Genomic DNA, 19,070 nt, shown 5'->3' with positions numbered 1-19,070 from the left:
TCAACAGGTGTCCATGCTCGTGAGTGATCACAATCCGCGCTTGATCAGGGACCGCGTCCAAATTCGGCTGTTGAGCTCGCCGGTAAGACAGGAGATCGTCGACACGCTTGCCGCGCTCGGGGGAGAGGCTGATGTATCGAGCTTGGCCGAACACCTCGGCCGCCCCGCAGATGGTCTTTATTATCACCTGCGATCATTGGCCCAAGGCGGATTGATCAGGGAAATCAGGCGGGACGGAGGACGGCTTTTTGCGCTTGTCGGGGAAGGCAAAACTCCTCTTCGGCTGGTCTACGACCTGAGCCCGGACGGAAACGGTGCTGCTTTGAAGGAGTTCGTGAAGGGGTTGTTGCATGTGGCCGGCCGCGACTTCGAGACGGCTGTTGAAAGCGGCAGCGCCGTGGTCGCGGGCACCAGACGCGAGCTTTGGGCATCACGAAATAAGGGCTGGCTGGCACCGCAAGACATTCAGGAAGTGAACGCGCTTTTACTGCGGTTGAGCGAACTTACCAGTCAGCCAAGATCCGCTGGGCGTGATCGGCTCGTCAGCGTCGCCTTCATGATGTCTCCGATCGATCCCAAGGGGAAAAGGCGCCAAGGAGAAAGCTAGAGTGTCTAGGCGATTGTCTCCTCCGAGACAGTCCTCGTTCGAGGAAACAAGCGTGCGCTCGAACACGCCGTATTCCTTAGCGCCGGCGCGCGTGATGGCGTTCTTACTTCAATACAGGAGTGGCGCACCCGACAGGATTCGAACCTGTGGCCTCTGCCTTCGGAGGGCAGCGCTCTATCCAGCTGAGCTACGGGTGCCTGGTGCTGTCGCCCTAGCCGCGCGGGGCGAGGCCTTCAAGCCATGTCCGCAACGGGCGGTGCAACAAGTCGCCCGCGCGGCGCCCGACGACCATCCCGACATGACCCGCCTGCGCGGCGATGCTGGGCCCGGGCGCGGCGGTCGCGGCCGGCACGATGCGGTCGTCGCTGGCGGTCACGTGCAGCATCGCGCAGTCGGGGAGGGGGCCGAGGCCCTCGGCGCCGGCACCGAACAACTGCTCGACCATCTGCGCCGCGGCCGGGAGGGGGAGCGGCTCGCCGGCATTGGCCCAATCCTCGATGCCGACAAAGGCCCGCGCCTCGGGACTTCCGGACGCGAGGTCGGCGAAATGCGCGAACTTGGCCACGATCCGCTCGGGATCGATCTGCCAGAAGGCCGCCTGAAGCACCTCCATCGGCAGGAACCCCAGTCGCTCGGCGACCGGGCGGCTGGAGCGCCAGAGCTCGGTCAGGGCTTGCCGGGCGCTCGCCGGATAGACCTCGAAGCGCCACGGCGAGGCGAGCGTCGCGACCGCCCGCACCGCCGGCTCGCGCGCCGCCGCCGCCAGCGCGAGCGTCCCGCCGAGACAATAGCCGACCAGCACCGCCGGCCCGACCGCGCCGAGCAGCGGTCGCAGCCGTTCCTCGACGTGCCCGGTCAGGTCGAGCCCGGCCCGCGCCCGCGCCGCGCCCCAATCGAGCAGCAGCACGCTATTTCCCCCGGTCAGCGCTTGCGCGAGCGATCGCGAGGATTCGAGGTCGAGAATCGTCGGCGGATTGATCAGCGAAGGGACCAGCACCACCGTCGGTCCCGATCCGCCGCAGTCGCGCAGCATGGTGCCGGCGACGTCGGCGACGACCGGACGCTCGGGTGGAGGCGACGCCGGTTCGGCCGACTGGTAGCGGCGCAAGCCCTCGAGCGCCTTCGCCGCCAGTTCAGGGTTTCGCAACGCCGCCTGTCGCAGATGTTCGAGGAACAGGGGCAGCGGCCTTGGCCCGCGGTTTTGTTGCGGTGCGGCAAACGGCGGTGCTAGGTCCTTCCTCACCCTGCCGAGGACTGACGATGAACGCCGCTTCCCACAAGATCACGATCAAGAAATATGCGAACCGGCGTCTCTACGACACCGAGAGCTCGACCTACGTCACGCTCGACCGGCTGGCGCAGATGATCCGCGAGGGCCGCGATTTCGTCGTGGTCGACGCCAAGACCGGCGAGGACATCACCCACCAGGCGCTGACCCAGATCATCGTCGAGGAAGAGGCACGGGGCGGCGCAACCATGCTTCCCGCGAGCTTCCTTCGCCAGCTCATCGCGCTCTACGGCAATTCGATGCAGACCATGGTCCCATCCTATCTCGATGCCGCGATGCAGAGCTTTTCCAAGAGCCAGGGCGCGTTCAAGGACGCGTTCGGGAGCAACCTCTTCACCGATCTCGCCAAGCGGCAGATGGCGTTGTTCGAACAGAGCGCCAAGGCGATGAGCGGCATCGCCAAGCCCGCCGACAAGCCCGCGGCGCCGCAAGGCGGTGGCGGCGACGACGTCGCCAACCTCAAGGCCGAGCTCGACGCGCTGCGCGCCAAGGTCGACAAGCTGGCGCGCTGACCGGTTATGCTGCTGATGATGCTCGCGGCGGTGCAGGTCGCCGCCGTCGATCCCGCCATTCCCGCCGACTGGCGGACGCGGCCGATCACCGCCGGCGTCTGGTCGTGGCGCGCAACGCCCGAGGCAAGCGAAGCGATCTTTTCCGATTCGCGCGGACCGCAATTTTCGGTGCGCTGCATCCGCGCCACGCGGCGGGTGAGTTTCTCACGCACCGGCGCGGTCCCGGCGCAACCGATTCGAATCGCCACGACCGGCAGTGACCGGCTGCTTCCGGTCGGCAACATGGTGCTCGCCAGTGATCCCCTGCTCGACGCAATCGCCTTCAGCCGCGGGCGTTTGTGGGTGGATGCGAAGGGGACGTTGCCACTCGTCCTGCGCTCGGGCCCGGAGCCGGCGCGAAGCATCGAAGATTGCCGACAATAAGGATCATTACAAGACTTGAACGAACCCTCCGTTCGCGCATTCTGCAGGTGCCAACAACACAGCGAAAGGAGGTGATCCGATGTCTCATGGTTCAGCTAGAGGATCGGTGAAGTTCGTTCGGGAGCCGCGGGTCTAAACACCCCGCCAATGGTCTCCCGGGCTGGAGCTCTCCGGCCGCTGACCATGTCGAAGGGACCGTCGCAGCCAAGCGGCGGTCCCTTTTACGCATTGGCGCCAGGCCGCCGGCCCTTGACGCGGGAACCGTTGCGCTGCTGCATCGTCTTGTCGCCAAACGTCTTGCAACGGGGAGAAACTATCGTGGCCAGAGCCAAGACCTCCAAGTCCAACAATAGTGGTGGCAGCAGCAGCTTCACCGACCAGCATGGCGCCGCCCAGAATGGCGCCTCGCAGCAGCAGAAAAAGGCCGACAACGCCGACGACGGCGAGGGCTCGCTCAACGAGACCTTCGACAAGCTCGCCAAGGCCGCGATGAGCAAGGAGATGCTCGCCGCCGGTCTCGCCGCCGCCGCCGCCGCGATCAGCGCCAGTCCGTCGGTCCGCCGCAAGATCCGCGACGCGGGTGAAAATGCCGCCGACACCGCCAGCAGCGCGGCGAGCTCGATGGCCGCCAGTGTCAGCCGCCTTGGCTCGCTGATCGCCGAGGCGGTCGCCGACGCCGCGCAAAAGGTTCTCGGTGGAAGCTCGTCCTCGTCCTCGAGCCGCAGCAGCGGCGGCGGATCGCGCTCGGCCTCCTCGGCCGCCAGCACCGCCAAGCGCAGCGCCAGCCAGCGCGCCTCGGCCGTCAAGGAAAAGGCGACCGGCACCGGCCGCTCGGCCTCGTCGGCGACCAAGTCGCGCGCCCGCAAGCCAGCGGCAGCCTCAACCGCCGCCGCTTCGGCCGAAGGCGCCGCCACGACTGCCAAGCGTTCGGCCGCCGCGCGCACCGGCACCGCCTCGCGCCCGCGCAGCACCACGCGCGCCAAGACCGGCACGGCGCGCCGGCCGTCGACCCGCAAGCCGACCGGCGGCGGCGACAGCAGCAACAGCTAAGCACCGATCTCCACGACCTGAACGGCCCTCGCTTCCCCAGCGGAAGCGGGGGCCTTTCGCTTTTCGGGCCCGCGTGCCAGAGCCTCGCCCCATGAAGAAGCTCGCCGTCGTCATCCTCGCTGCCGGTCAGGGCACCCGCATGGCCTCCGACCTCCACAAGGTCCTTCACCCGCTCGCCGGTCGGCCGATGCTGATGCACCTCCTCGATACGGTCGCGCAGCTCGGCGCCGAGCGGACCGTGCTGGTGGTCGGCAAGGGACGCGAACAGCTCGAGGCGGCGGTCGCGGGCCGCGATCTCGCGGTCGCCGTCCAGGCCGAGCAGAAGGGCACCGGCCACGCCGTCGCGCAGGCCGCCGAGGCGCTTGCGGGCTTCGAGGGCAATGTCCTCGTCCTCTACGGCGACACGCCCTGCGTCGAGGTCGCGACGCTCCGCGCGATGGCTGAGCGGCTCGAGGCCGACGACCGGCCCGGCGTGGTCGTGCTCGCTTCCTCTCCCGCCGACCCCGCCGCCTATGGCCGCGTCATCCTCGGCGAGGGCGACCGGATCGCGCGGATGGTCGAATTTAAGGATGCGAGCGAGGCCGAGCGCGCCGTCCGGCTGTGCAACAGCGGCATGCTCGCCGCCGGCGCGGCCGATCTGTTCGGCTGGCTGGCCCAAGTCGGCAACGACAATGCGGCGGGCGAATATTATCTCCCCGACATCGTCATGGTCGCGGGCGCCGAGGGCCGTCACGCGGTCGCGCTCGAATGCGCGCCCTGGCAGACGGCGGGCATCAACAGCCGCGCCGAGCTCAGCGTCGTCGAGCGCGATTGGCAGCAGCGCCGCCGCGCCCGCGCCATGGCCGAGGGCGCAACCCTGCTCGACCCCGCCACCGTTTGGTTCAGTTTCGACACGAAGCTCGGCCGCGACGTCGTGATCGAGCCGAGCGTCTTCTTCGGCCCCGGCGTCGCCATCGCCGATCGCGCCACCATCCACGCCTTCTCGCACCTCGAGGGCGCCATCGTCGGCGAGGGCGCGGCGATCGGCCCCTATGCGCGGCTTCGCCCCGGCGCGGTGCTCGGGCAAGACAGCAAGGTCGGCAATTTCGTCGAGATCAAGAAGGCGACGCTCGGGGCCGGCGCCAAGGCCAATCACCTCAGCTACATCGGCGATGCCGAGGTCGGGGCCAAGGCGAACATCGGCGCGGGCACCATCACCTGCAATTACGACGGCTTCTTCAAGTATCGCACCCGGATCGGCGAGGGCGCCTTCATCGGCTCGAACAGCGCGCTCGTCGCCCCGGTGAGCATCGGCGCGGGCGCGATCGTCGGGGCGGGCTCGGTCGTGACCCGCGACGTCGAGGCGGAATCGCTCGGCGTGACGCGGGCCGACCAGAAGCAGCTCTCCGGCTGGGCCACCCGCTTCCGTGAACGGCAGCGGGCGAAAAAGGCCTCAGCCGGAGGCGCCTGACCGCTTGCCTCAGTTGGCGGCGGTCTTCTTCTCGTCCTTGTCGTCCTTGGGCACCCAAGCTTCCTGGAGCTTCAGCTTCTTGCCGCGCTTGTCGAAGTCCTCGCGGTTCTGCGTCGAGAGGTTCGGGCGGCCGGTCATGATGCCCATGGCGATCGCGCAGCGGACGTAGCTGGTCTCGCCTTCCTCGACATTCACCTTGAGCGTGTCGGTCGCCTCGGACTTGACCGAATAGTCGTAAACGCCCGGCTTCACCTGCTGGACGAAATACTTGCCCGGCGGCAGGCGGTTGACGACCGCGCCGTTGGCGCTGACGCGGCAGCTCACCAGCGCGCCCATGCTCGACGGGCGATAGAAGACCACCTGGCCCATGCCCGGCGGCGGCGGCGCGATCACCGGCGCGGCGGCGACGGGCTTGTCCTCGGCCATCGCCACGCTCGCGGGCACGCCGGCGAGCACGGCAAGGCTCGCCGCCATCATCATCTTACGCATTCAAAGTCCCCCTGTCGGTTGGTTGGTCTCGGTAGTGGTGGAAACGGTGGCGGCCGAAGCAGGCGCCGGAGCGAGCGCCGGGGCAGGGGCGCCGAGCGGCGTGTCACTCACCACCACCGCATTGGCCCTGGCGCCGACCGCGACGTCGACGTTGCCGCCCGAAATCAGCATCCCCGGCAAGCCGATCAGCGCGGTCGCGGCCATGGTCGTCCCGGTGTTGTCCTTGCCGTTGCCGGTACCGAAGCGGAAGCGCTTGAGCGTGATCCGGGTCCCGCCGACCTCGACATAGCGCGCGGCCAGCGTCAGCTCGCCCGCCTTGCCCATCATCCGCGCGGGCGAGGCCTGGATGACCTCGGCGACGACCGGGCTCCCGGCGGGGATCAGCAACTCGTTCTGGACTCCGCGCACGTCGCCGACGGTCTTGAGCGCCACCAGGTCGCCCGACTTGCTCGTCCGGCTGCTGGCCGCCTGGCTGAACTCGACGTCGATGGTGGTGCCGGCGCGAAGCACGCCCGGAACGGGCATCGGCGCGACAGCGGTGGTAGCGGACGGATCGGCGGCACGCGCCACGATAGGCGGAGCCAGGGCCTGGACGGCCGCGAACGCAAGAAACATCAATGGAAAACCCCCCGGTTTTATACGCGCAATCTAGCGCCACTTTTAGCGGAGGAAAGAGACATTTGCTTGGCGTCTTGGACGGAGCCCGCTAGCGGCCATGGCGAACATTTTCACAGGATCGTCCCATGTGCGGAATCGTCGCCATCGTCGGCAAGCAGGAGGTCGCGCAGCGACTGTTCGAAGGCCTGAAGCGCCTCGAATATCGCGGCTATGACAGCGCCGGAATCTGTACCGTCGTCGATGGCGACTTCGAGCGCCGCCGGGCCGAGGGCAAGCTCGACCACCTCGCCGCCAAGCTTGCCGAAAGCCCGTTGGGGGGCGACGTCGGGATCGCCCACACCCGCTGGGCGACGCATGGCGCGCCGACCGAGAGCAACGCCCACCCGCACATCGCGGGGCCGGTGGCGCTCGTCCACAACGGCATCATCGAGAACTTCAAGCCGCTCCGCGAGGAATTGCTCGCCGAGGGACGCACCCTGCTTTCCGAGACCGACAGCGAGGTCGTCGCCCACCTCGTCGCACGCGAGATCGAGCGCGGGGCCGAGCCGCAAGCCGCGGTCGCGGCGGTCCTCCCGCGCCTCCACGGCGCCTTCGCCATGGCCTTCCTGTTCCGCGATGCGCCCGACCTGGTGATCGGCGCGCGCATGGGGGCGCCGCTCACCGTCGGCTATGGCGAGGGCGAGAGTTACCTGGGTTCGGACGCCATCGCGCTCGCCCCCTGGACCAAGCGCATCGCCTATCTCGAGGAGGGCGACTGGGTCGTCGTCCGCCGCGACGACGTGTCGATCTTCGACCGCGCCAACCATCCCGTCGATCGCCCGATCGTCGACAGCCACGCCTCGGCCGAGACCATCTCCAAGGGCAATCACGCGCACTTCATGCGCAAGGAGATCTTCGAGCAGCCGCTGGTCGTCGCCCAGACCCTGCAGAGCTACGTCCGCGCCTTCGAGGGCGAGGTCGCCATTCCCGCCGCCGACTTCGACTTGGCCGGGGTCGAGCGCGTCACCATGGTCGCCTGCGGCACCAGCTATTACGCTGGCATGGTCGGCAAATACTGGATCGAGCGCTTCGCCCGCGTGCCGGTCGACATCGATGTGGCGAGCGAGTTCCGCTACCGCGACCCGATCCTCGAGGATGGCGGGCTCGCCCTCTTCATCAGCCAGTCGGGCGAGACCGCCGACACGCTTGCCGCGCTCCGCCACGCCCGCGAGCAGGGGCAGAAGATCGCGGTCGTGGTGAACGTGCCGACCAGTTCGATGGCGCGCGAGGCCGACCTTCTGCTCCCCACCCGCGCCGGGCCAGAGATCGGGGTCGCCTCGACCAAGGCCTTCACCTGCCAGCTTGCGGTGCTCGCCGCGCTTGCGGTCAACCTCGCCCGCGCCAAGGGCCGGATCACGCCCGAGGAGGAGCGCGAGATCGTCGCCCACCTCGCCGAGGCGCCCGAAGCCCTGGCGCACGCGCTCGACCATGACGAGGACATCGCCGCGATGGCGCACCTCATCGTGCCCGCGCGCGACGTCCTCTACCTCGGCCGCGGCCCCGATTATCCGATGGCGCTCGAGGGCGCGCTTAAACTGAAGGAAATCAGCTACATCCACGCCGAGGGCTATGCCGCGGGCGAGATGAAGCACGGGCCGATCGCGCTGATCGACGACCAGGTCCCCGTGATCGTCCTCGCGCCGTCGGGGCCGCTGTTCGAGAAGACCGTCAGCAACATGCAGGAGGTCCGCGCGCGGGGCGGGCAGATCGTGCTGATCAGCGACGCGGCAGGGATTGCCGAAGCGGGCGAGGGCGCGATCGCGACCATCGAGATGCCGCACGTCCACCCGCTCATCGCCCCGCTCGTCTACGCGGTGCCGGTGCAATTGCTCGCTTATCACGTGGCGGTGCTCAAGGGCACCGACGTCGACCAGCCCCGCAACCTCGCCAAGAGCGTCACGGTCGAGTGACGGGCCTCAGGCTGCGGCCCTGACCTGCAGCCCCCGGGCGTGGGCAAGCAGGCGTTCGTAGAGGAAGTCGATCACCGCGCGGACGGCGGGCTGGTGCCGGACCCGTTCGTGCGTCAGCAGCCATAGCAGCCGCCGCTCGTCGACCATCGGCGGGGCGCAGCGGACGAGGTCGGGCATGGCGTCGGCGACGAGGCAGGGGAGGACCGCGATTCCCAGTCCCGCCCGAATCGCGCTCAGCAGGCCGGTGGCGCTACCCTGCTCGATCAGCACCCGGTCGCCCAGCCCCGCCTGCTCGATCCAGTGGCCATATTGAAGCGCGAGCGAGCCGCCGCCGCCGCCAATCAGCGCATGGTCGCGGAGCGCGTCGATCGAGGACGGGACGCCGTGCCGCGCGGCATAGTCGCGGCTGCAATAGAGGGTCCAGTCGTCGCGCGCGATCACCCGGCCGACCAGTCCCGCGCCATGCGCGCTCTTGGTGCTGCGAAGCGCGATATCGGCTTCGCCGGCGCCGAGGTCGCGCACCGCCGAGCCATTGTCGATGTCGATCCGGATATCGGGGTAGCGATCGCGCAGGTCGAGGAGATGCGGCTCGAGAAGGCTTGCGCTGAACACCTCTTCCGAGGTGATCCGGACGACGCCGTGGACATTGCGGCCAGCGGCCCGGCCGTGCGCTTCAGCGGCGAGTGCTGCCTGTTCAATGGCCTGCGCGCGATCGACCAGCGCCGCGCCCGCTTCGGTCAGCGCATAGCCGGCGGGTCGCCGCTCGAACAACGGCAGCCCGAGCGCTTCTTCGAGCGCGGCGATCCGGCGCGCGACGGTGGTCTGGCTGACCCGCATCGTGCGCGCGGCGGCGAGCGTGCTTCCGCTTCGCGCCACGGCGAGGAAAGCGCGCCAGTCGTTCCAGTCCGCGTCGCGTTGCATGGTGGGCGGAGTATAGGGAAGGGCAGGGCGGCTTGCCACCACCCGGGCAGGCTCAGCCTTCGACGGCGGTCCGGTAGGAGCCGGGATCGAGCTGCACGGGCGAGACCAGTTCGACGCTTCGGGTGAGCTCCTCGAGCTCGGCCGCGAGGGTCTGCAGTTCGGCGACCAGCGCCTTGGGATCGGTCGCGCCGATCCCGCGCGAGGCGTCGAGGAGGGTTTCCAGCATCATCGCGATGCACGGCAGGATGGTGCCCTCGATCCGTTCGAAGGCATCGGCCAGTTTCTGGGTCTGTTCGGGCCCCACCATGCGTGCCCTGTAGGAGATCAGCGGTTAAGAAGCCGTTTCGCCGCTGGAGATTCGCTTGGAAAAGACCGCCGCCACCCTGCTGAGCATCGCCATGCTGGCCGCCTTCCTGCTGGTCGGCTTCGGGCTTCGCCTCGCGTTCCGGGCGGACACGCGGAAGCAGGGCCGGCTGATGGTGCTTGCCGGCCTGATCCTCGTCGCCAATGTCCTGATCCTGGTTGTCTGAGAACGACCTACTTGTTCAGCCGCATGTCGAGATAGCCGTCGACGCTCTTCATCAGCAGGTCGAGCTCGTTCGCGAAGAAGTGATTCGCGCCCGGGATCGTGTCGTGATGGATGGTGATGTGGCGCTGGGTGCGCAGCTTGTCGACGAGCTTCTGGACGCTCGCCGGGCTGACCACCTCGTCGGCTTCGCCCTGGATGATGATGCCCGAGGAGGGGCAGGGGGCGAGGAAGCCGAAGTCGTACATGTTGGCCGGCGGGGCGATCGAGATGAAGCCCTTGATCTCGGGCCGGCGCATCAGGAGCTGCATGCCGATCCAGGCGCCAAAGCTCACCCCGGCGACCCAGGTCTGCTCGGCCTCGGGGTGGATCTGCTGGACCCAGTCGAGCGCGCTTGCCGCGTCGGAAAGTTCGCCGATGCCGTTGTCGAACGTGCCCTGGCTCTTGCCGACTCCGCGGAAGTTGAACCGGAGCGTCGCGAAGCCGCGCTTCACGAACGTCTGGTACATCAGCTGCACGATCTTGTTGTTCATCGTGCCGCCCGCCTGGGGGTGGCTGTGCAGTATCAGCGCGACCGGCGCGCGCGGGCGGATGCCCGGGTGGAAACGGCCTTCGAGGCGGCCTTCCGGCCCCGGAAAGATGACTTCGGGCATGGTTTCCTTGAAGGCTATGGGGACTTCGAGCGGGCGCCTATATAGGCGGGGACCGCAAAACAGCAATCACGAGTTAAGTTTGGCCCGCCCCCGCATCTATCTCGATCATGCCGCCACCACGCCCGTGCTGCCAGAGGCGCAGGCGGCGATGGTGGAGGCGCTGGGGCGCTGGGCCAATCCCTCGAGCCCCCACGCAGAGGGCCGCGCCGCCAAGGCCGCGCTCGAACGCGCCCGCGCCACCATCGCCGATGCGCTCGGCTGGCAGCACGAGATCATCATCACCAGCGGGGCGAGCGAGGCGGTGTCGATCGTCGCTGCCCGTGCCGCCGTACGGGGCCGGGCGGTGGGCGCGACCGAGCATGACATCGTTCCGTATGCGATGGGCGAGGGAGCGCGGACCTTGCCGGTGGGCGCCGACGGCCTGATCGACCGCGAAGCTTTGTCGGCGGCGCTGGCCGAAGGGCCGACCCTCGTCGCGCTGCAGCAGGTCAACAACGAGACCGGCGTCATCCAGCCCTTGGGCGACATCATCGGTGAAATCCGCGCCGCCGGATCGCTGCTCCTCGCCGACTGCGCCCAAAGCGCGGGGAAGATCGACCTTCCGCAAGCCGACTTCATCGCCATTTCCGCGCACAAGTTCGGCGGCCCGCCGGGGATCGGCGCCCTGCTCGTCCGCGACCTTGCGACACTCAGCCCAAGCGGTGGGCAGGAGAAAGGCTATCGTCGCGGCACCCAGAATCTGCCGGCGGTGGCGGGCATGGCGGCGGCGCTGGCCGCGCGCACCCACCGCGACGCGATGCCGCGCCTCGCCGGGCTTCGCGACCGTCTCGAACAGAGCGTCAGAGCGGCAGGCGGCACCGTGATCGCCGAGGGCACCGAGCGCCTGCCCGCGATCAGCGCCATCGCGCTTCCCGGCGCATCCAAGGACGGCCTCCTGATCCAGCTCGACCTTGCCGGTTTCGCGGTCAGCGCGGGATCGGCTTGCTCGAGCGGGAAATTGAAGGCCAGCCGGGTCCTTGCCGCCATGGGTGTGCCCGAAGACGTCGCCGCCGGCACCTTGCGCGTCAGCATGGGGCCGCAAACGAGCGATACGCACATCGACGCCTTCCTCGCCGCCTTCACTGGCATCGCCGCCCGCGCCGCCGCCGCATGATCTACCTCGACTATCAGGCGACGACCCCGCTCGCGCCCGAGGCCAAGGCGGCGATGCTGCCGTGGCTCGACCATTATGCGAACCCCCATTCCCCGAGCCGCTGGGGACGCGAGGCGGCCGCCGCGATCGAGCATGCGCGCGGGCAGGTCGCCGCGGGCCTGCCGGCGGACGGGCAGGTCGTCTTCACCTCGGGCGCGACCGAGGCGCTCAACATGGCGCTACGCGGCACCGGTGGCCGCATCCTCACCCTCGCCACCGAGCATGCCGCCGTGCTCGACACGGTCGAATGGCTGGGCGGAGAGGGGCACGAGGTCGAGGTGCTCGGCGTCGGCCGCGACGGCCTCGTCGACCTCGACCGACTCCGCGAGGCGCTTCGCCAGCCGACCGGCCTCGTCGCTGCCATGCTCGTCAACAACGAGATCGGCGTGATCCAGCCGATCGCGGAAATCGCCGCCCTGGCGCACGCGGCGGGCGCGCTCATGCTGTGCGACGCGGTGCAGGGCTTCGGGCGGATGGCGATCCCCGTCGGCCCCGACCTCGTCGCGGTGAGCGCGCACAAGATCCACGGTCCCAAGGGGGTCGGCGCGCTGTGGATCCGCGACGGCATCGCGGTCGAACCTTTGCTTCACGGCGGCGGACAGGAGCGGGGCCTGCGCTCGGGTACCCTTTCGCCGATGCTGTGCGCGGGGTTCGGCGCGGCGGCGGCGCTGGCGGTTGCGCGGCGCGCGGCCGACGCGGCGCATGTCGAGAACCTGTGGGAGGCCGCGCTCGACGCGCTCGGCCCCGACTGGATCGTCAACGGCAGCCGCGACCATCGTTACCATGGCAATCTCAACGTCCGTCGCGAGGGCCTCGATTCGGCCCGCCTGCTCGCCGATTGCCGGCAGGTCGCCTTTTCGCTCGGCTCCGCCTGCGCCAGCGGGTCGGGCCGGCCGAGCCACGTGTTGCGCGCGCTCGGCCTCACCGACACCGAAGCCCGGCAGAGCGTCCGGCTCGGGTTCGGCCGCACCACGACCGTGGCGGAGCTGAGGGCGGCCTGCACGCTCATCCGCGGCGCTGCCGACGCCCAGAGGAAATTCGCCGCATGACCCGCATCGCCTTCCTCAAGCCCGACGGCAGCCTCGACTGCGAGGTGGACGCGCCCGAGGGCGCCAATCTCCTCGACGTCGCGCAGGCCGCCGGGCAGCCGCTCGAGGGCACCTGCGACAAGTCGATCAGCTGCTCGACCTGCCACGTCATCCTCTCGCCCGAGGATTTCGCCGCGCAGCCGCCCGCCAGCGAGGAGGAGGAGGACCTCCTCGACCTTGCCTACGATGTCAGGCGCACGAGCCGGCTCGCCTGTCAGCTGACGGTCAAGGGAACGACGATGTCGGTGAGGATGCCCGGCTGAACTGCCGGAGGGTGGGAGCCGGAACGACCCGGGACGAAATCGTTGTGGCTGCTTCCTTCCGGACCTGACCAGGTTGGCGACAATCCCGTCCGCCCGACTCCCGGTGGCGCATATGGCGACATGCGGGCGCGAGCGCAAGAAGTGGCGCGGGGGCGAAGCGCCGCCTACATTGGCCGACGATGACCGACGACGAATCGCCCGGCCTCGGCCTCGACCTCCCTGCCCAGCCGCTGGAGAAGAGCGCTTCGGCCTCGCCCTACCGCGTGCTTGCGCGCAAATATCGCCCGCAGAGCTTCGCCGAGCTGATCGGTCAGGAAGCGATGGTTCGCACGCTCGGCAATGCCATCGCGTCGGGCCGCATCGCCCACGCCTTCCTGCTGACCGGGGTGCGCGGGGTCGGCAAGACCTCGACTGCCCGCCTCGTCGCCAAGGCCTTGAACTGCATCGGTCCTGACGGGAACGGCGGCCCGACCATCGATCCCTGCGGCGTGTGCGAGCCCTGCCGCGCCATCGCCGAGGGCCGCCACATCGACGTCACCGAGATGGACGCCGCCAGCCACACCGGCGTCGACGACGTCCGCGAGATTATCGAGGCGGTGCGCTATTCGGCGGTCAGCGCGCGCTTCAAGATCTACATCATCGACGAAGTCCACATGCTCTCGAAGAACGCCTTCAACGCGCTGTTGAAGACGCTCGAGGAGCCGCCGGCGCACGTCAAATTCCTGTTCGCGACGACCGAGGTCAACAAGGTGCCGGTGACGGTGCTGTCGCGCTGCCAGCGCTTCGACCTGCGCCGGATTCCCGCCGAAGCGCTGGTCGCGCACTTCCATCGCATCGCCGAGATTGAGCAGGTCGAGATCGAGCCCGACGCGCTGACCCTCGTCGCCCGTGCGGCCGAAGGCTCGGCCCGCGACGGCCTGTCGCTCCTCGATCAGGCGATCGCACACGGGGCAGGGACCGTCACCGCTGATGCGGTCCGCGACATGCTCGGCCTCGCCGACCGCGGAAGGATCCGCCGGCTGCTAACCGTGCTGCTGTCGGGCGATGCCGCGGCCTCGCTCGCCGAACTCGACGAAGCGCAGGCGCTGGGAATCGAGCCGACGGCGCTCTTGCGCGGGCTGATGGAGCAGGTCCACGCCGCCTCACGCGCCAAGGCGGGCGGCGGCGCCGACGCGCTCGCCAGCGCCGAGGAGCGCGAGGGCAATGCCGAGCTCGCCGGCACGCTCGGCTGGTCGCAGCTTCACCGCCTGTGGCAGCTTTTGCTCAAGGGCCTGTCCGACGTCACCGCCGCGCCCGATCCCAACGAGGCCGCGGCCATGGTGCTCCTGCGCATCATCCACGCCGCCGAGCTGCCCGACCCCGCGGCGCTGATCGCCCGGCTGCAGGGTGGGGGAGAGACAGCCACCGCTCCCGCGCGGCCGCGCGCACCGGCGCCTGCCGCCCCGGCAATGACCGCTGCGCCCGCGCCCACGCCAGCTCCTGCGCCCGCCGCCCCGGCCGAGCCCGAGGCGCCGGCCAGCTTCGCTGTGCTGGTCGATGCGATCGAGGCCAGGGGCAAGGCCCTGCGCGCGGTCCAGCTTCGCGACCAGGTCGGCCTCATCCGCTACGCGCCGCCCGAGCTGGTCCTCAAACCACTCCAGCCGCTGGGCCCCAACTTCACCCGCGAGCTTGCCGACGACATTCGCGCGGCGCTCGATGCACGCTGGACCGTGACGCTCGGCGACGGCGAGGCCGAGCCCTCGCTCCATGCGCAGGAAAAGATGGCCGAGGAGCGCGCCCGCGACGCGATCCTCGCCGAGCCCGCGGTCGCCGCCGTTTTCGCCGCCTATCCGGGCGCAACCCTCGAATCCGTATCAGCCAAGGACGCCAACCATGCCTAGTCTCGAAGAAATCATGCAGATGGCGCAGAACGCGCAGGCCGAACTCCAGAAGGCGCAGGACAATCTCGACAGCATCGAGGTCGAGGGCCAGTCGGGCGGCGGGCTGGTCAAGGTGCGCTGCTCGGCCAAGGGCCGGATCATCGCCATCTCGATCGACGAAAGCCTGATGGTCCCGTCCGAGAAGACCATGCTCGAGGACCTCGTCGCCGCCGCCTTCAACGATGCGCGCGCAAAGGCCGACCAGGCCGCTGCCGCCGAGATGCAGAAGATGAGCTCGAGCCTGCCCTTGCCGCCGGGCTTCCAGATGCCCTTCTAAGGGCGCTTGCCTCGCTGCCGGGATGACGCCACTCTCCTCACCTGGAGGAGACACACATGCATCCACTCGGCGCCATGCAGCACTGGCCCCTGCGCGTCATGCGCCTCGTCGACCATGCCGCGCGCGAGCATGGCGGCCGCGAGATCGTCAGCGCCTGGGCGGACGAGACGATCACCCGCACCAACTGGCACGGGGTGGCGAGCGACGCGCGGCGGATGGCCAAGCGCCTCGCCGGCCTCGGCATCAACAAGGGCGACCGCGTCGCCACGCTGGCGATGAACCACGCGCACCACCTGACCAGCTGGTATGGCGCGATCGGGATGGGCGGCATCCTCCACACCATCAACCCGCGGCTGTTCCCCGACCAGCTCGCCTATATCGCCAATCATGCCGAGGACCGCGTCCTCCTCTACGACAAGGCGTTCGCACCGCTGGTCGAGAAGATGAAAGGCCAGTGGCCGACCATCGAGCATTATATCTGCATGGACGACGGCGAATTCCGCGCCTGGATCGAAGGCGCCGACGACGACTTCGCCTGGGTCGAGGGCGACGAGCGCGATCCCTGCGGCCTGTGCTACACCAGCGGCACCACCGGCAATCCCAAGGGCGTCCTCTACGAGCATCGCTCGACCATGCTCCACACTTTGGTCGAGGTGAGCCCCGACGTGTTCGAGCTGTCCGGCCGCACCACCGTCCTCCCGATCGTGCCCATGTTCCACGCCAATGCCTGGGGCGTGCCGTGGGCGGCGCCGATGGTGGGGGCGAAGCTGGTCCTCTCGGCCGACTATCGCCCCGCCCAGATGTGCGAGCTGTTCCGCGAGGAAGGCGTCACCCATTCGGCCGGCGTGCCGACCGTCTGGCTCGGCATGATCGACCATATCGAGCGCACCGGCGCGGACCTGGGCTCGCTGAAAAGCGTGTCGATCGGCGGCTCGGCCGCGCCGCGCGCGATGGTCGAGTGGTTCCGCGGGCGAGGCATCAACGTCGGCCATGCCTGGGGGATGACCGAGACCAGCCCGATCGGGACCTGCGGCACGCCGCCGCCCAACTGGGACGACATGACCGACGATGAGCAGGTCGATTTCGTCTGCCGCCAGGGCCGGATCCCGTTCGGGATCGAGCTTCGGATCGTCGACGACGAAGGCAACGTTCTCCCCCGCGACGGGATCGCGACCGGACGCCTCCAGACCCGCGGCCACTGGGTGGTCCAGCGCTACTTCAAGGAAGAGCAGGATTCGACCGACGCCGACGGCTGGTTCGACACCGGCGACGTCGCCGCGCTCCATCCCGACGGCACCATGCAGATCACCGACCGCGCCAAGGACGTGATCAAGTCGGGCGGCGAGTGGATCAGTTCGATCGAACTCGAGAATGCCGCGGTCGGCGTGCCCGGCGTCGCCGAGGCCGCCGCCATCGGTATCGCCCATCCCAAGTGGGACGAACGGCCGCTGCTCCTGATCGTCCGCCGTCCGGGCAGCGATGTCCACGCCGAGACGATCCGCGAGCATCTGGCGAAGCATATCGCCCGCTGGTGGATGCCCGACGCGATCGAGTTCGTCGACGCGCTCCCGCACACCGCGACGGGCAAGCTCAGCAAGAAGACCCTGCGCGAGCAATGGAAGGATTATGTCCTCCCGACGGCGGCGGCGATGGTCGGGCGCTAGTCGGCCCGGCCCACAAAGGTGGTCGGGCGCTAGTCGGCCCGGCCCACAAAGGTGGTCGGGCGCTGATCGATCTGCTAGTAGCCCCTTCGCCAGAGGGCCGGGCGGCCGCGTCGAGAACATGTTCTCGCCGAGGAAAGTCCGGGCACCACGGAATAACGGTGCCGGGTAACGCCCGGCGGGTCGCCCTCGGGCGGCTCAGGGACAGTGCCACAGAAAGCAGACCGCCGCTCTTCGGGGCGGTAAGGGCGAAAGGGTGCGGCAAGAGCGCACCGCGGCTCCGGCAACGGCAGCCGGCACGGTAAACCCCACCGGGTGCAAGACCGAATAGGGGCGACACATGGGCCTGTTCCGGCTCGTCGCCCGGGTTGGTTGCTGGAGCCGTCGCGCAAGCGCCGGCCGAGAGGAATGGCCGCACAGCCGCGCAAGCGGTGGACAGAACCCGGCTTACAGGCCCTCTGGCACTTTCACCCCGCGAGACTAGTTAGACACGAAATGGCGCGTTCGACCCGAAACAACGACTGGGGCTTCCCCCGCTGGCGTTCCTATGCCGACAAGGGGCGGGACGCCGCGCGCATCCGCCTGTGCGACCGCGAGGGCTGCACCGAAGCCGGTGACCGACCCGCGCCCAAGGCGCCGAACAGTCCCGAGCGGTGGATGTTCTGCGAAGCCCACGCCGCCGAATACAACAAGAACTGGGACTATTTCGCCAATCTGTCGGCCGCCGAGGCCGCCGCGCGCGAGGAGGCCGAGCAGCGCGACGCCGGCGCCTTCCGCCAGTCCTCGCATTACGCCTGGGGCGGACCCGGCGACGGCACGCGGACCCGCGAGGAAATGCGCGCGCTGTCCGTCCTAGACGTCGAAAGCGACGCCAGCTTCGCCGACATCAAGGCCGCCCACCGTCGCCTCGCCAAGGAATTTCACCCGGACCTCAGGCCCGGCGACGAGGAGGCCGCCAAGCGGTTCCAGGCGGTCCAGGCCGCCTATGATGTGCTGCGCAAGGCCGAGGAGCGGCGCGAAGCCGCCAAGTAACGAGGGTCAGTCCACCGCCACGAAGGTCGCCGCGCTGTGCGCGATCGGGCGGCTCTCGTCGCCGCCGTGCGCGACCCCGCGCACGAACGCCACCTGCCGCGTCACCTTGTAGCATTCGCAGCGCGCGATCACCGTCTCGCCCTTGGCCGCGGGCCGGAGATAGTCGAGCCTGAGGTCGAGCGTCACCGCCGGCCGAAAGCCGCCAAGCGCCTGCCAGATCGACGTGCCCGAGCAGGTGTCGACGAGACTGACGATCGCGCCCGTCGCCATGATCCCGCTGTCGGGCATGCTGACGAGCTCGGGTCGCCACGGCAGCGCCAGCTCGACCCAATTGTCGCCATGCGCGCGATATTCGAGGCCGAGCGCGCGGCCGTGCCCGACCCGCCGCGCCATGGCGAAGAAGGTGGCGGGGTCGAAGGGGCCGCTGACGTTGTCGTGGAAGTTGCTCATGCGAGCCGCTGGGCCGTGTCCTGGATCAGCGCGATCATGTTGGGAATGCCCTGCGTCCGGTTGCTCGACAGCTGCCGCCCGAGCTCGAACGGCTCGAGCGCGGCGGTGATGTCGGTGGCGGCAATTTCGGCCGGCGAGCGGTCCTGCACCGCGCTCAGCACCAGTGCCACGATCCCCTTGGTGATCGCGGCATTGCTGTCGGCGAGGAAATGCAGCCGCCCGTCGTCCAGTCGCGTCGGATAGACCCAGACGCTCGCCGAGCAGCCGCGCACCTTGGTGGCGTCGGTCTTCAAGGGCTCGGGCATCGGCTCGAGGTCGCGGCCGAGGTCGATCAGCAGCCGGTAGCGCTCCTCGGCGTCGAGGAGCTCATAGTCGTCGAGGATTTCCGGAAGGCTGTGCATCGCCGACGCCTTAGGCAAAGCGGTCGGCGGTTGAAAGCTCGGCCGACGGGCTACTTGTTGCGCAAGTCCTCGATCTCGCGCGCCAGGCTGTTTTCCTTCTCGACCGTGATCCGCTCGAGCACGTGGATCCGCTCCTTAAGCGCGCGGACCTCGTCGCGCAGCATGCGGGTTTCGCCGCTGCTGATTTCGTCCGAGGGCTCGTGGATGATGCCGTGCCGCTCGCTTCGCTGCCCCAGCCGGTTACCGCGAAGGCCGCCCTTGTTCTTGATCATCTGGAAGATGAAAACCATGCCGATCAGAA

Annotated in this window: 23 protein-coding genes, 1 tRNA gene and 2 other RNA genes; 15 read left to right on the top strand and 11 right to left on the bottom strand. The window is 69.0% G+C overall.

The window, feature by feature from the left end; translation table 11 throughout:
- The first annotated feature begins 13 nt into the window (after window positions 1–13).
- Window positions 14–607 carry a helix-turn-helix domain-containing protein gene (locus ABD693_RS12225; RefSeq protein WP_344697348.1) on the top strand — a complete coding sequence of 198 codons (594 nt, stop codon included), beginning with the start codon at window positions 14–16 and terminating at the stop codon, window positions 605–607.
- Window positions 608–727: 120 nt separating this feature from the next.
- Here the strand turns inward: ABD693_RS12225 and ABD693_RS12220 are convergent.
- Both ABD693_RS12220 and ABD693_RS12215 read right to left on the bottom strand, forming a co-directional pair.
- A tRNA-Arg gene (locus ABD693_RS12220) sits at window positions 728–804 on the bottom strand.
- Between the two features lie 14 nt (window positions 805–818).
- Window positions 819–1,715 (bottom strand): alpha/beta fold hydrolase, encoded by an 897-nt coding sequence (locus tag ABD693_RS12215; protein ID WP_344697347.1) that lies wholly within the window; start codon window positions 1,713–1,715, stop codon window positions 819–821.
- A 152-nt stretch (window positions 1,716–1,867) separates the two neighbouring features.
- On the opposite strand from ABD693_RS12215, the gene phaR reads away from it, so the two are divergent.
- From phaR to glmU, 4 genes are all read left to right on the top strand, one after another.
- Window positions 1,868–2,407: a polyhydroxyalkanoate synthesis repressor PhaR gene (phaR, locus tag ABD693_RS12210; RefSeq protein WP_344697346.1), complete on the top strand. Its 540-nt coding sequence runs from the start codon at window positions 1,868–1,870 to the stop codon at window positions 2,405–2,407.
- A gap of 6 nt (window positions 2,408–2,413) precedes the next feature.
- Window positions 2,414–2,830, top strand: a complete 417-nt coding sequence (locus ABD693_RS12205; protein ID WP_344697345.1) for a hypothetical protein — start codon at window positions 2,414–2,416, stop codon at window positions 2,828–2,830.
- 318 nt (window positions 2,831–3,148) lie between these two features.
- Complete coding sequence (locus ABD693_RS12200; RefSeq protein ID WP_344697344.1) at window positions 3,149–3,880, top strand: hypothetical protein; 732 nt, start codon at window positions 3,149–3,151, stop codon at window positions 3,878–3,880.
- 91 nt (window positions 3,881–3,971) lie between these two features.
- Window positions 3,972–5,330 carry a bifunctional UDP-N-acetylglucosamine diphosphorylase/glucosamine-1-phosphate N-acetyltransferase GlmU gene (glmU, locus tag ABD693_RS12195; protein ID WP_344697343.1) on the top strand — a complete coding sequence of 453 codons (1,359 nt, stop codon included), beginning with the start codon at window positions 3,972–3,974 and terminating at the stop codon, window positions 5,328–5,330.
- Window positions 5,331–5,339: 9 nt separating this feature from the next.
- On the opposite strand, the gene ABD693_RS12190 is transcribed toward glmU, so the two are convergent.
- Entirely contained in the window at window positions 5,340–5,819 is a 480-nt protein-coding gene (locus tag ABD693_RS12190) for a DUF2846 domain-containing protein (RefSeq protein ID WP_344697342.1), read from the bottom strand.
- A complete protein-coding gene (locus tag ABD693_RS12185) occupies window positions 5,820–6,389 on the bottom strand; it encodes a hypothetical protein (RefSeq protein WP_344697341.1) in 570 nt (189 codons plus the stop codon). It lies immediately after the preceding gene.
- A gap of 173 nt (window positions 6,390–6,562) precedes the next feature.
- On the opposite strand from ABD693_RS12185, the gene glmS reads away from it, so the two are divergent.
- Window positions 6,563–8,386, top strand: a complete 1,824-nt coding sequence (gene glmS, locus ABD693_RS12180; RefSeq protein WP_344697340.1) for a glutamine--fructose-6-phosphate transaminase (isomerizing) — start codon at window positions 6,563–6,565, stop codon at window positions 8,384–8,386.
- Between the two features lie 6 nt (window positions 8,387–8,392).
- On the opposite strand, the gene ABD693_RS12175 is transcribed toward glmS, so the two are convergent.
- Window positions 8,393–9,307, bottom strand: coding sequence for a LysR family transcriptional regulator (locus ABD693_RS12175; protein WP_344697338.1), 915 nt, complete (start codon window positions 9,305–9,307; stop codon window positions 8,393–8,395).
- 52 nt (window positions 9,308–9,359) lie between these two features.
- Complete coding sequence (locus ABD693_RS12170; RefSeq protein ID WP_344697337.1) at window positions 9,360–9,614, bottom strand: hypothetical protein; 255 nt, start codon at window positions 9,612–9,614, stop codon at window positions 9,360–9,362.
- 55 nt (window positions 9,615–9,669) lie between these two features.
- On the opposite strand from ABD693_RS12170, the gene ABD693_RS12165 reads away from it, so the two are divergent.
- Entirely contained in the window at window positions 9,670–9,837 is a 168-nt protein-coding gene (locus ABD693_RS12165; protein ID WP_344697336.1) for a hypothetical protein, read from the top strand.
- 7 nt (window positions 9,838–9,844) lie between these two features.
- On the opposite strand, the gene ABD693_RS12160 is transcribed toward ABD693_RS12165, so the two are convergent.
- The gene (locus tag ABD693_RS12160) at window positions 9,845–10,486 is read right to left on the bottom strand and encodes an alpha/beta hydrolase (RefSeq protein ID WP_344697335.1); all 642 of its coding nucleotides are present in this window, start codon (window positions 10,484–10,486) and stop codon (window positions 9,845–9,847) included.
- Between the two features lie 79 nt (window positions 10,487–10,565).
- Here ABD693_RS12160 and ABD693_RS12155 point away from each other — a divergent pair, with 79 nt between their 5' ends.
- Genes ABD693_RS12155 through ABD693_RS12145 form a run of 3 tightly spaced genes read left to right on the top strand, consistent with a single transcriptional unit; the run spans window position 10,566 to window position 13,029 of the window.
- Window positions 10,566–11,639, top strand: a complete 1,074-nt coding sequence (locus tag ABD693_RS12155) for a cysteine desulfurase family protein (RefSeq protein WP_344697334.1) — start codon at window positions 10,566–10,568, stop codon at window positions 11,637–11,639.
- Window positions 11,636–12,727 carry a cysteine desulfurase family protein gene (locus ABD693_RS12150; protein WP_344697333.1) on the top strand — a complete coding sequence of 364 codons (1,092 nt, stop codon included), beginning with the start codon at window positions 11,636–11,638 and terminating at the stop codon, window positions 12,725–12,727. The genes ABD693_RS12155 and ABD693_RS12150 overlap by 4 nt, the downstream gene beginning before the upstream one ends.
- The gene (locus tag ABD693_RS12145) at window positions 12,724–13,029 is read left to right on the top strand and encodes a 2Fe-2S iron-sulfur cluster-binding protein (protein WP_344697331.1); all 306 of its coding nucleotides are present in this window, start codon (window positions 12,724–12,726) and stop codon (window positions 13,027–13,029) included. Before ABD693_RS12150 ends, ABD693_RS12145 begins: the two co-directional genes overlap by 4 nt.
- A 7-nt stretch (window positions 13,030–13,036) precedes the next feature.
- On the opposite strand, the gene ffs is transcribed toward ABD693_RS12145, so the two are convergent.
- Window positions 13,037–13,134, bottom strand: an RNA gene (gene ffs / locus ABD693_RS12140) — signal recognition particle sRNA small type.
- Window positions 13,135–13,208: 74 nt separating this feature from the next.
- Between ffs and ABD693_RS12135 the strand changes: the two genes are divergently transcribed.
- The 5 genes from ABD693_RS12135 (at window position 13,209) to ABD693_RS12115 (ending at window position 17,918) form a co-directional block, all read left to right on the top strand.
- On the top strand, window positions 13,209–14,909 hold the full coding sequence (locus tag ABD693_RS12135; protein ID WP_344697330.1) for a DNA polymerase III subunit gamma/tau: 1,701 nt from the start codon (window positions 13,209–13,211) through the stop codon (window positions 14,907–14,909).
- Window positions 14,902–15,225, top strand: a complete 324-nt coding sequence (locus ABD693_RS12130) for a YbaB/EbfC family nucleoid-associated protein (protein WP_344697329.1) — start codon at window positions 14,902–14,904, stop codon at window positions 15,223–15,225. The genes ABD693_RS12135 and ABD693_RS12130 overlap by 8 nt, the downstream gene beginning before the upstream one ends.
- Window positions 15,226–15,281: 56 nt before the next feature.
- The gene (locus ABD693_RS12125) at window positions 15,282–16,889 is read left to right on the top strand and encodes a long-chain fatty acid--CoA ligase (RefSeq protein WP_344697328.1); all 1,608 of its coding nucleotides are present in this window, start codon (window positions 15,282–15,284) and stop codon (window positions 16,887–16,889) included.
- An 89-nt stretch (window positions 16,890–16,978) separates the two neighbouring features.
- Window positions 16,979–17,352, top strand: an RNA gene (gene rnpB, locus ABD693_RS12120) — RNase P RNA component class A.
- Between the two features lie 29 nt (window positions 17,353–17,381).
- Window positions 17,382–17,918 carry a J domain-containing protein gene (locus tag ABD693_RS12115; protein ID WP_344697327.1) on the top strand — a complete coding sequence of 179 codons (537 nt, stop codon included), beginning with the start codon at window positions 17,382–17,384 and terminating at the stop codon, window positions 17,916–17,918.
- A gap of 6 nt (window positions 17,919–17,924) precedes the next feature.
- Here ABD693_RS12115 and ABD693_RS12110 read toward each other — a convergent pair whose 3' ends face one another.
- The 3 genes from ABD693_RS12110 to ABD693_RS12100 are packed head-to-tail and all read right to left on the bottom strand — an operon-like array spanning window position 17,925 to window position 19,059.
- Window positions 17,925–18,368 (bottom strand): PaaI family thioesterase, encoded by a 444-nt coding sequence (locus tag ABD693_RS12110; RefSeq protein WP_344697326.1) that lies wholly within the window; start codon window positions 18,366–18,368, stop codon window positions 17,925–17,927.
- On the bottom strand, window positions 18,365–18,769 hold the full coding sequence (locus ABD693_RS12105; RefSeq protein WP_344697325.1) for a SufE family protein: 405 nt from the start codon (window positions 18,767–18,769) through the stop codon (window positions 18,365–18,367). Before ABD693_RS12105 ends, ABD693_RS12110 begins: the two co-directional genes overlap by 4 nt.
- A 50-nt stretch (window positions 18,770–18,819) precedes the next feature.
- Complete coding sequence (locus ABD693_RS12100; RefSeq protein ID WP_344697324.1) at window positions 18,820–19,059, bottom strand: hypothetical protein; 240 nt, start codon at window positions 19,057–19,059, stop codon at window positions 18,820–18,822.
- Window positions 19,060–19,070 lie beyond the last annotated feature (11 nt).

The organism is Sphingomonas rosea, from assembly GCF_039538065.1.
Lineage (GTDB): Bacteria > Pseudomonadota > Alphaproteobacteria > Sphingomonadales > Sphingomonadaceae > Sphingomicrobium > Sphingomicrobium rosea.
The sequence above is the reverse complement of the archived record's forward strand: the minus strand, read 5'-3'. Positions and strand labels throughout refer to the sequence as shown.

Excerpts from the sequence above, each read along its gene's own strand:
- ABD693_RS12225 (WP_344697348.1), top strand. The coding sequence starts at position 14 with ATGCTCGTGAGTGATCACAATCCGCGCTTGATCAGGGACCGCGTCCAA.
- phaR (WP_344697346.1), top strand. The coding sequence starts at position 1,868 with ATGAACGCCGCTTCCCACAAGATCACGATCAAGAAATATGCGAACCGG.
- ABD693_RS12205 (WP_344697345.1), top strand. The coding sequence starts at position 2,414 with ATGCTGCTGATGATGCTCGCGGCGGTGCAGGTCGCCGCCGTCGATCCC.
- glmU (WP_344697343.1), top strand. The coding sequence starts at position 3,972 with ATGAAGAAGCTCGCCGTCGTCATCCTCGCTGCCGGTCAGGGCACCCGC.
- ABD693_RS12190 (WP_344697342.1), bottom strand. The coding sequence starts at position 5,819 with ATGCGTAAGATGATGATGGCGGCGAGCCTTGCCGTGCTCGCCGGCGTG.
- glmS (WP_344697340.1), top strand. The coding sequence starts at position 6,563 with ATGTGCGGAATCGTCGCCATCGTCGGCAAGCAGGAGGTCGCGCAGCGA.
- ABD693_RS12175 (WP_344697338.1), bottom strand. The coding sequence starts at position 9,307 with ATGCAACGCGACGCGGACTGGAACGACTGGCGCGCTTTCCTCGCCGTG.
- ABD693_RS12170 (WP_344697337.1), bottom strand. The coding sequence starts at position 9,614 with ATGGTGGGGCCCGAACAGACCCAGAAACTGGCCGATGCCTTCGAACGG.
- ABD693_RS12160 (WP_344697335.1), bottom strand. The coding sequence starts at position 10,486 with ATGCCCGAAGTCATCTTTCCGGGGCCGGAAGGCCGCCTCGAAGGCCGT.
- ABD693_RS12150 (WP_344697333.1), top strand. The coding sequence starts at position 11,636 with ATGATCTACCTCGACTATCAGGCGACGACCCCGCTCGCGCCCGAGGCC.
- ABD693_RS12145 (WP_344697331.1), top strand. The coding sequence starts at position 12,724 with ATGACCCGCATCGCCTTCCTCAAGCCCGACGGCAGCCTCGACTGCGAG.
- ABD693_RS12135 (WP_344697330.1), top strand. The coding sequence starts at position 13,209 with ATGACCGACGACGAATCGCCCGGCCTCGGCCTCGACCTCCCTGCCCAG.
- ABD693_RS12130 (WP_344697329.1), top strand. The coding sequence starts at position 14,902 with ATGCCTAGTCTCGAAGAAATCATGCAGATGGCGCAGAACGCGCAGGCC.
- ABD693_RS12125 (WP_344697328.1), top strand. The coding sequence starts at position 15,282 with ATGCATCCACTCGGCGCCATGCAGCACTGGCCCCTGCGCGTCATGCGC.
- ABD693_RS12115 (WP_344697327.1), top strand. The coding sequence starts at position 17,382 with ATGGCGCGTTCGACCCGAAACAACGACTGGGGCTTCCCCCGCTGGCGT.
- ABD693_RS12110 (WP_344697326.1), bottom strand. The coding sequence starts at position 18,368 with ATGAGCAACTTCCACGACAACGTCAGCGGCCCCTTCGACCCCGCCACC.
- ABD693_RS12105 (WP_344697325.1), bottom strand. The coding sequence starts at position 18,769 with ATGCACAGCCTTCCGGAAATCCTCGACGACTATGAGCTCCTCGACGCC.
- ABD693_RS12100 (WP_344697324.1), bottom strand. The coding sequence starts at position 19,059 with ATGGTTTTCATCTTCCAGATGATCAAGAACAAGGGCGGCCTTCGCGGT.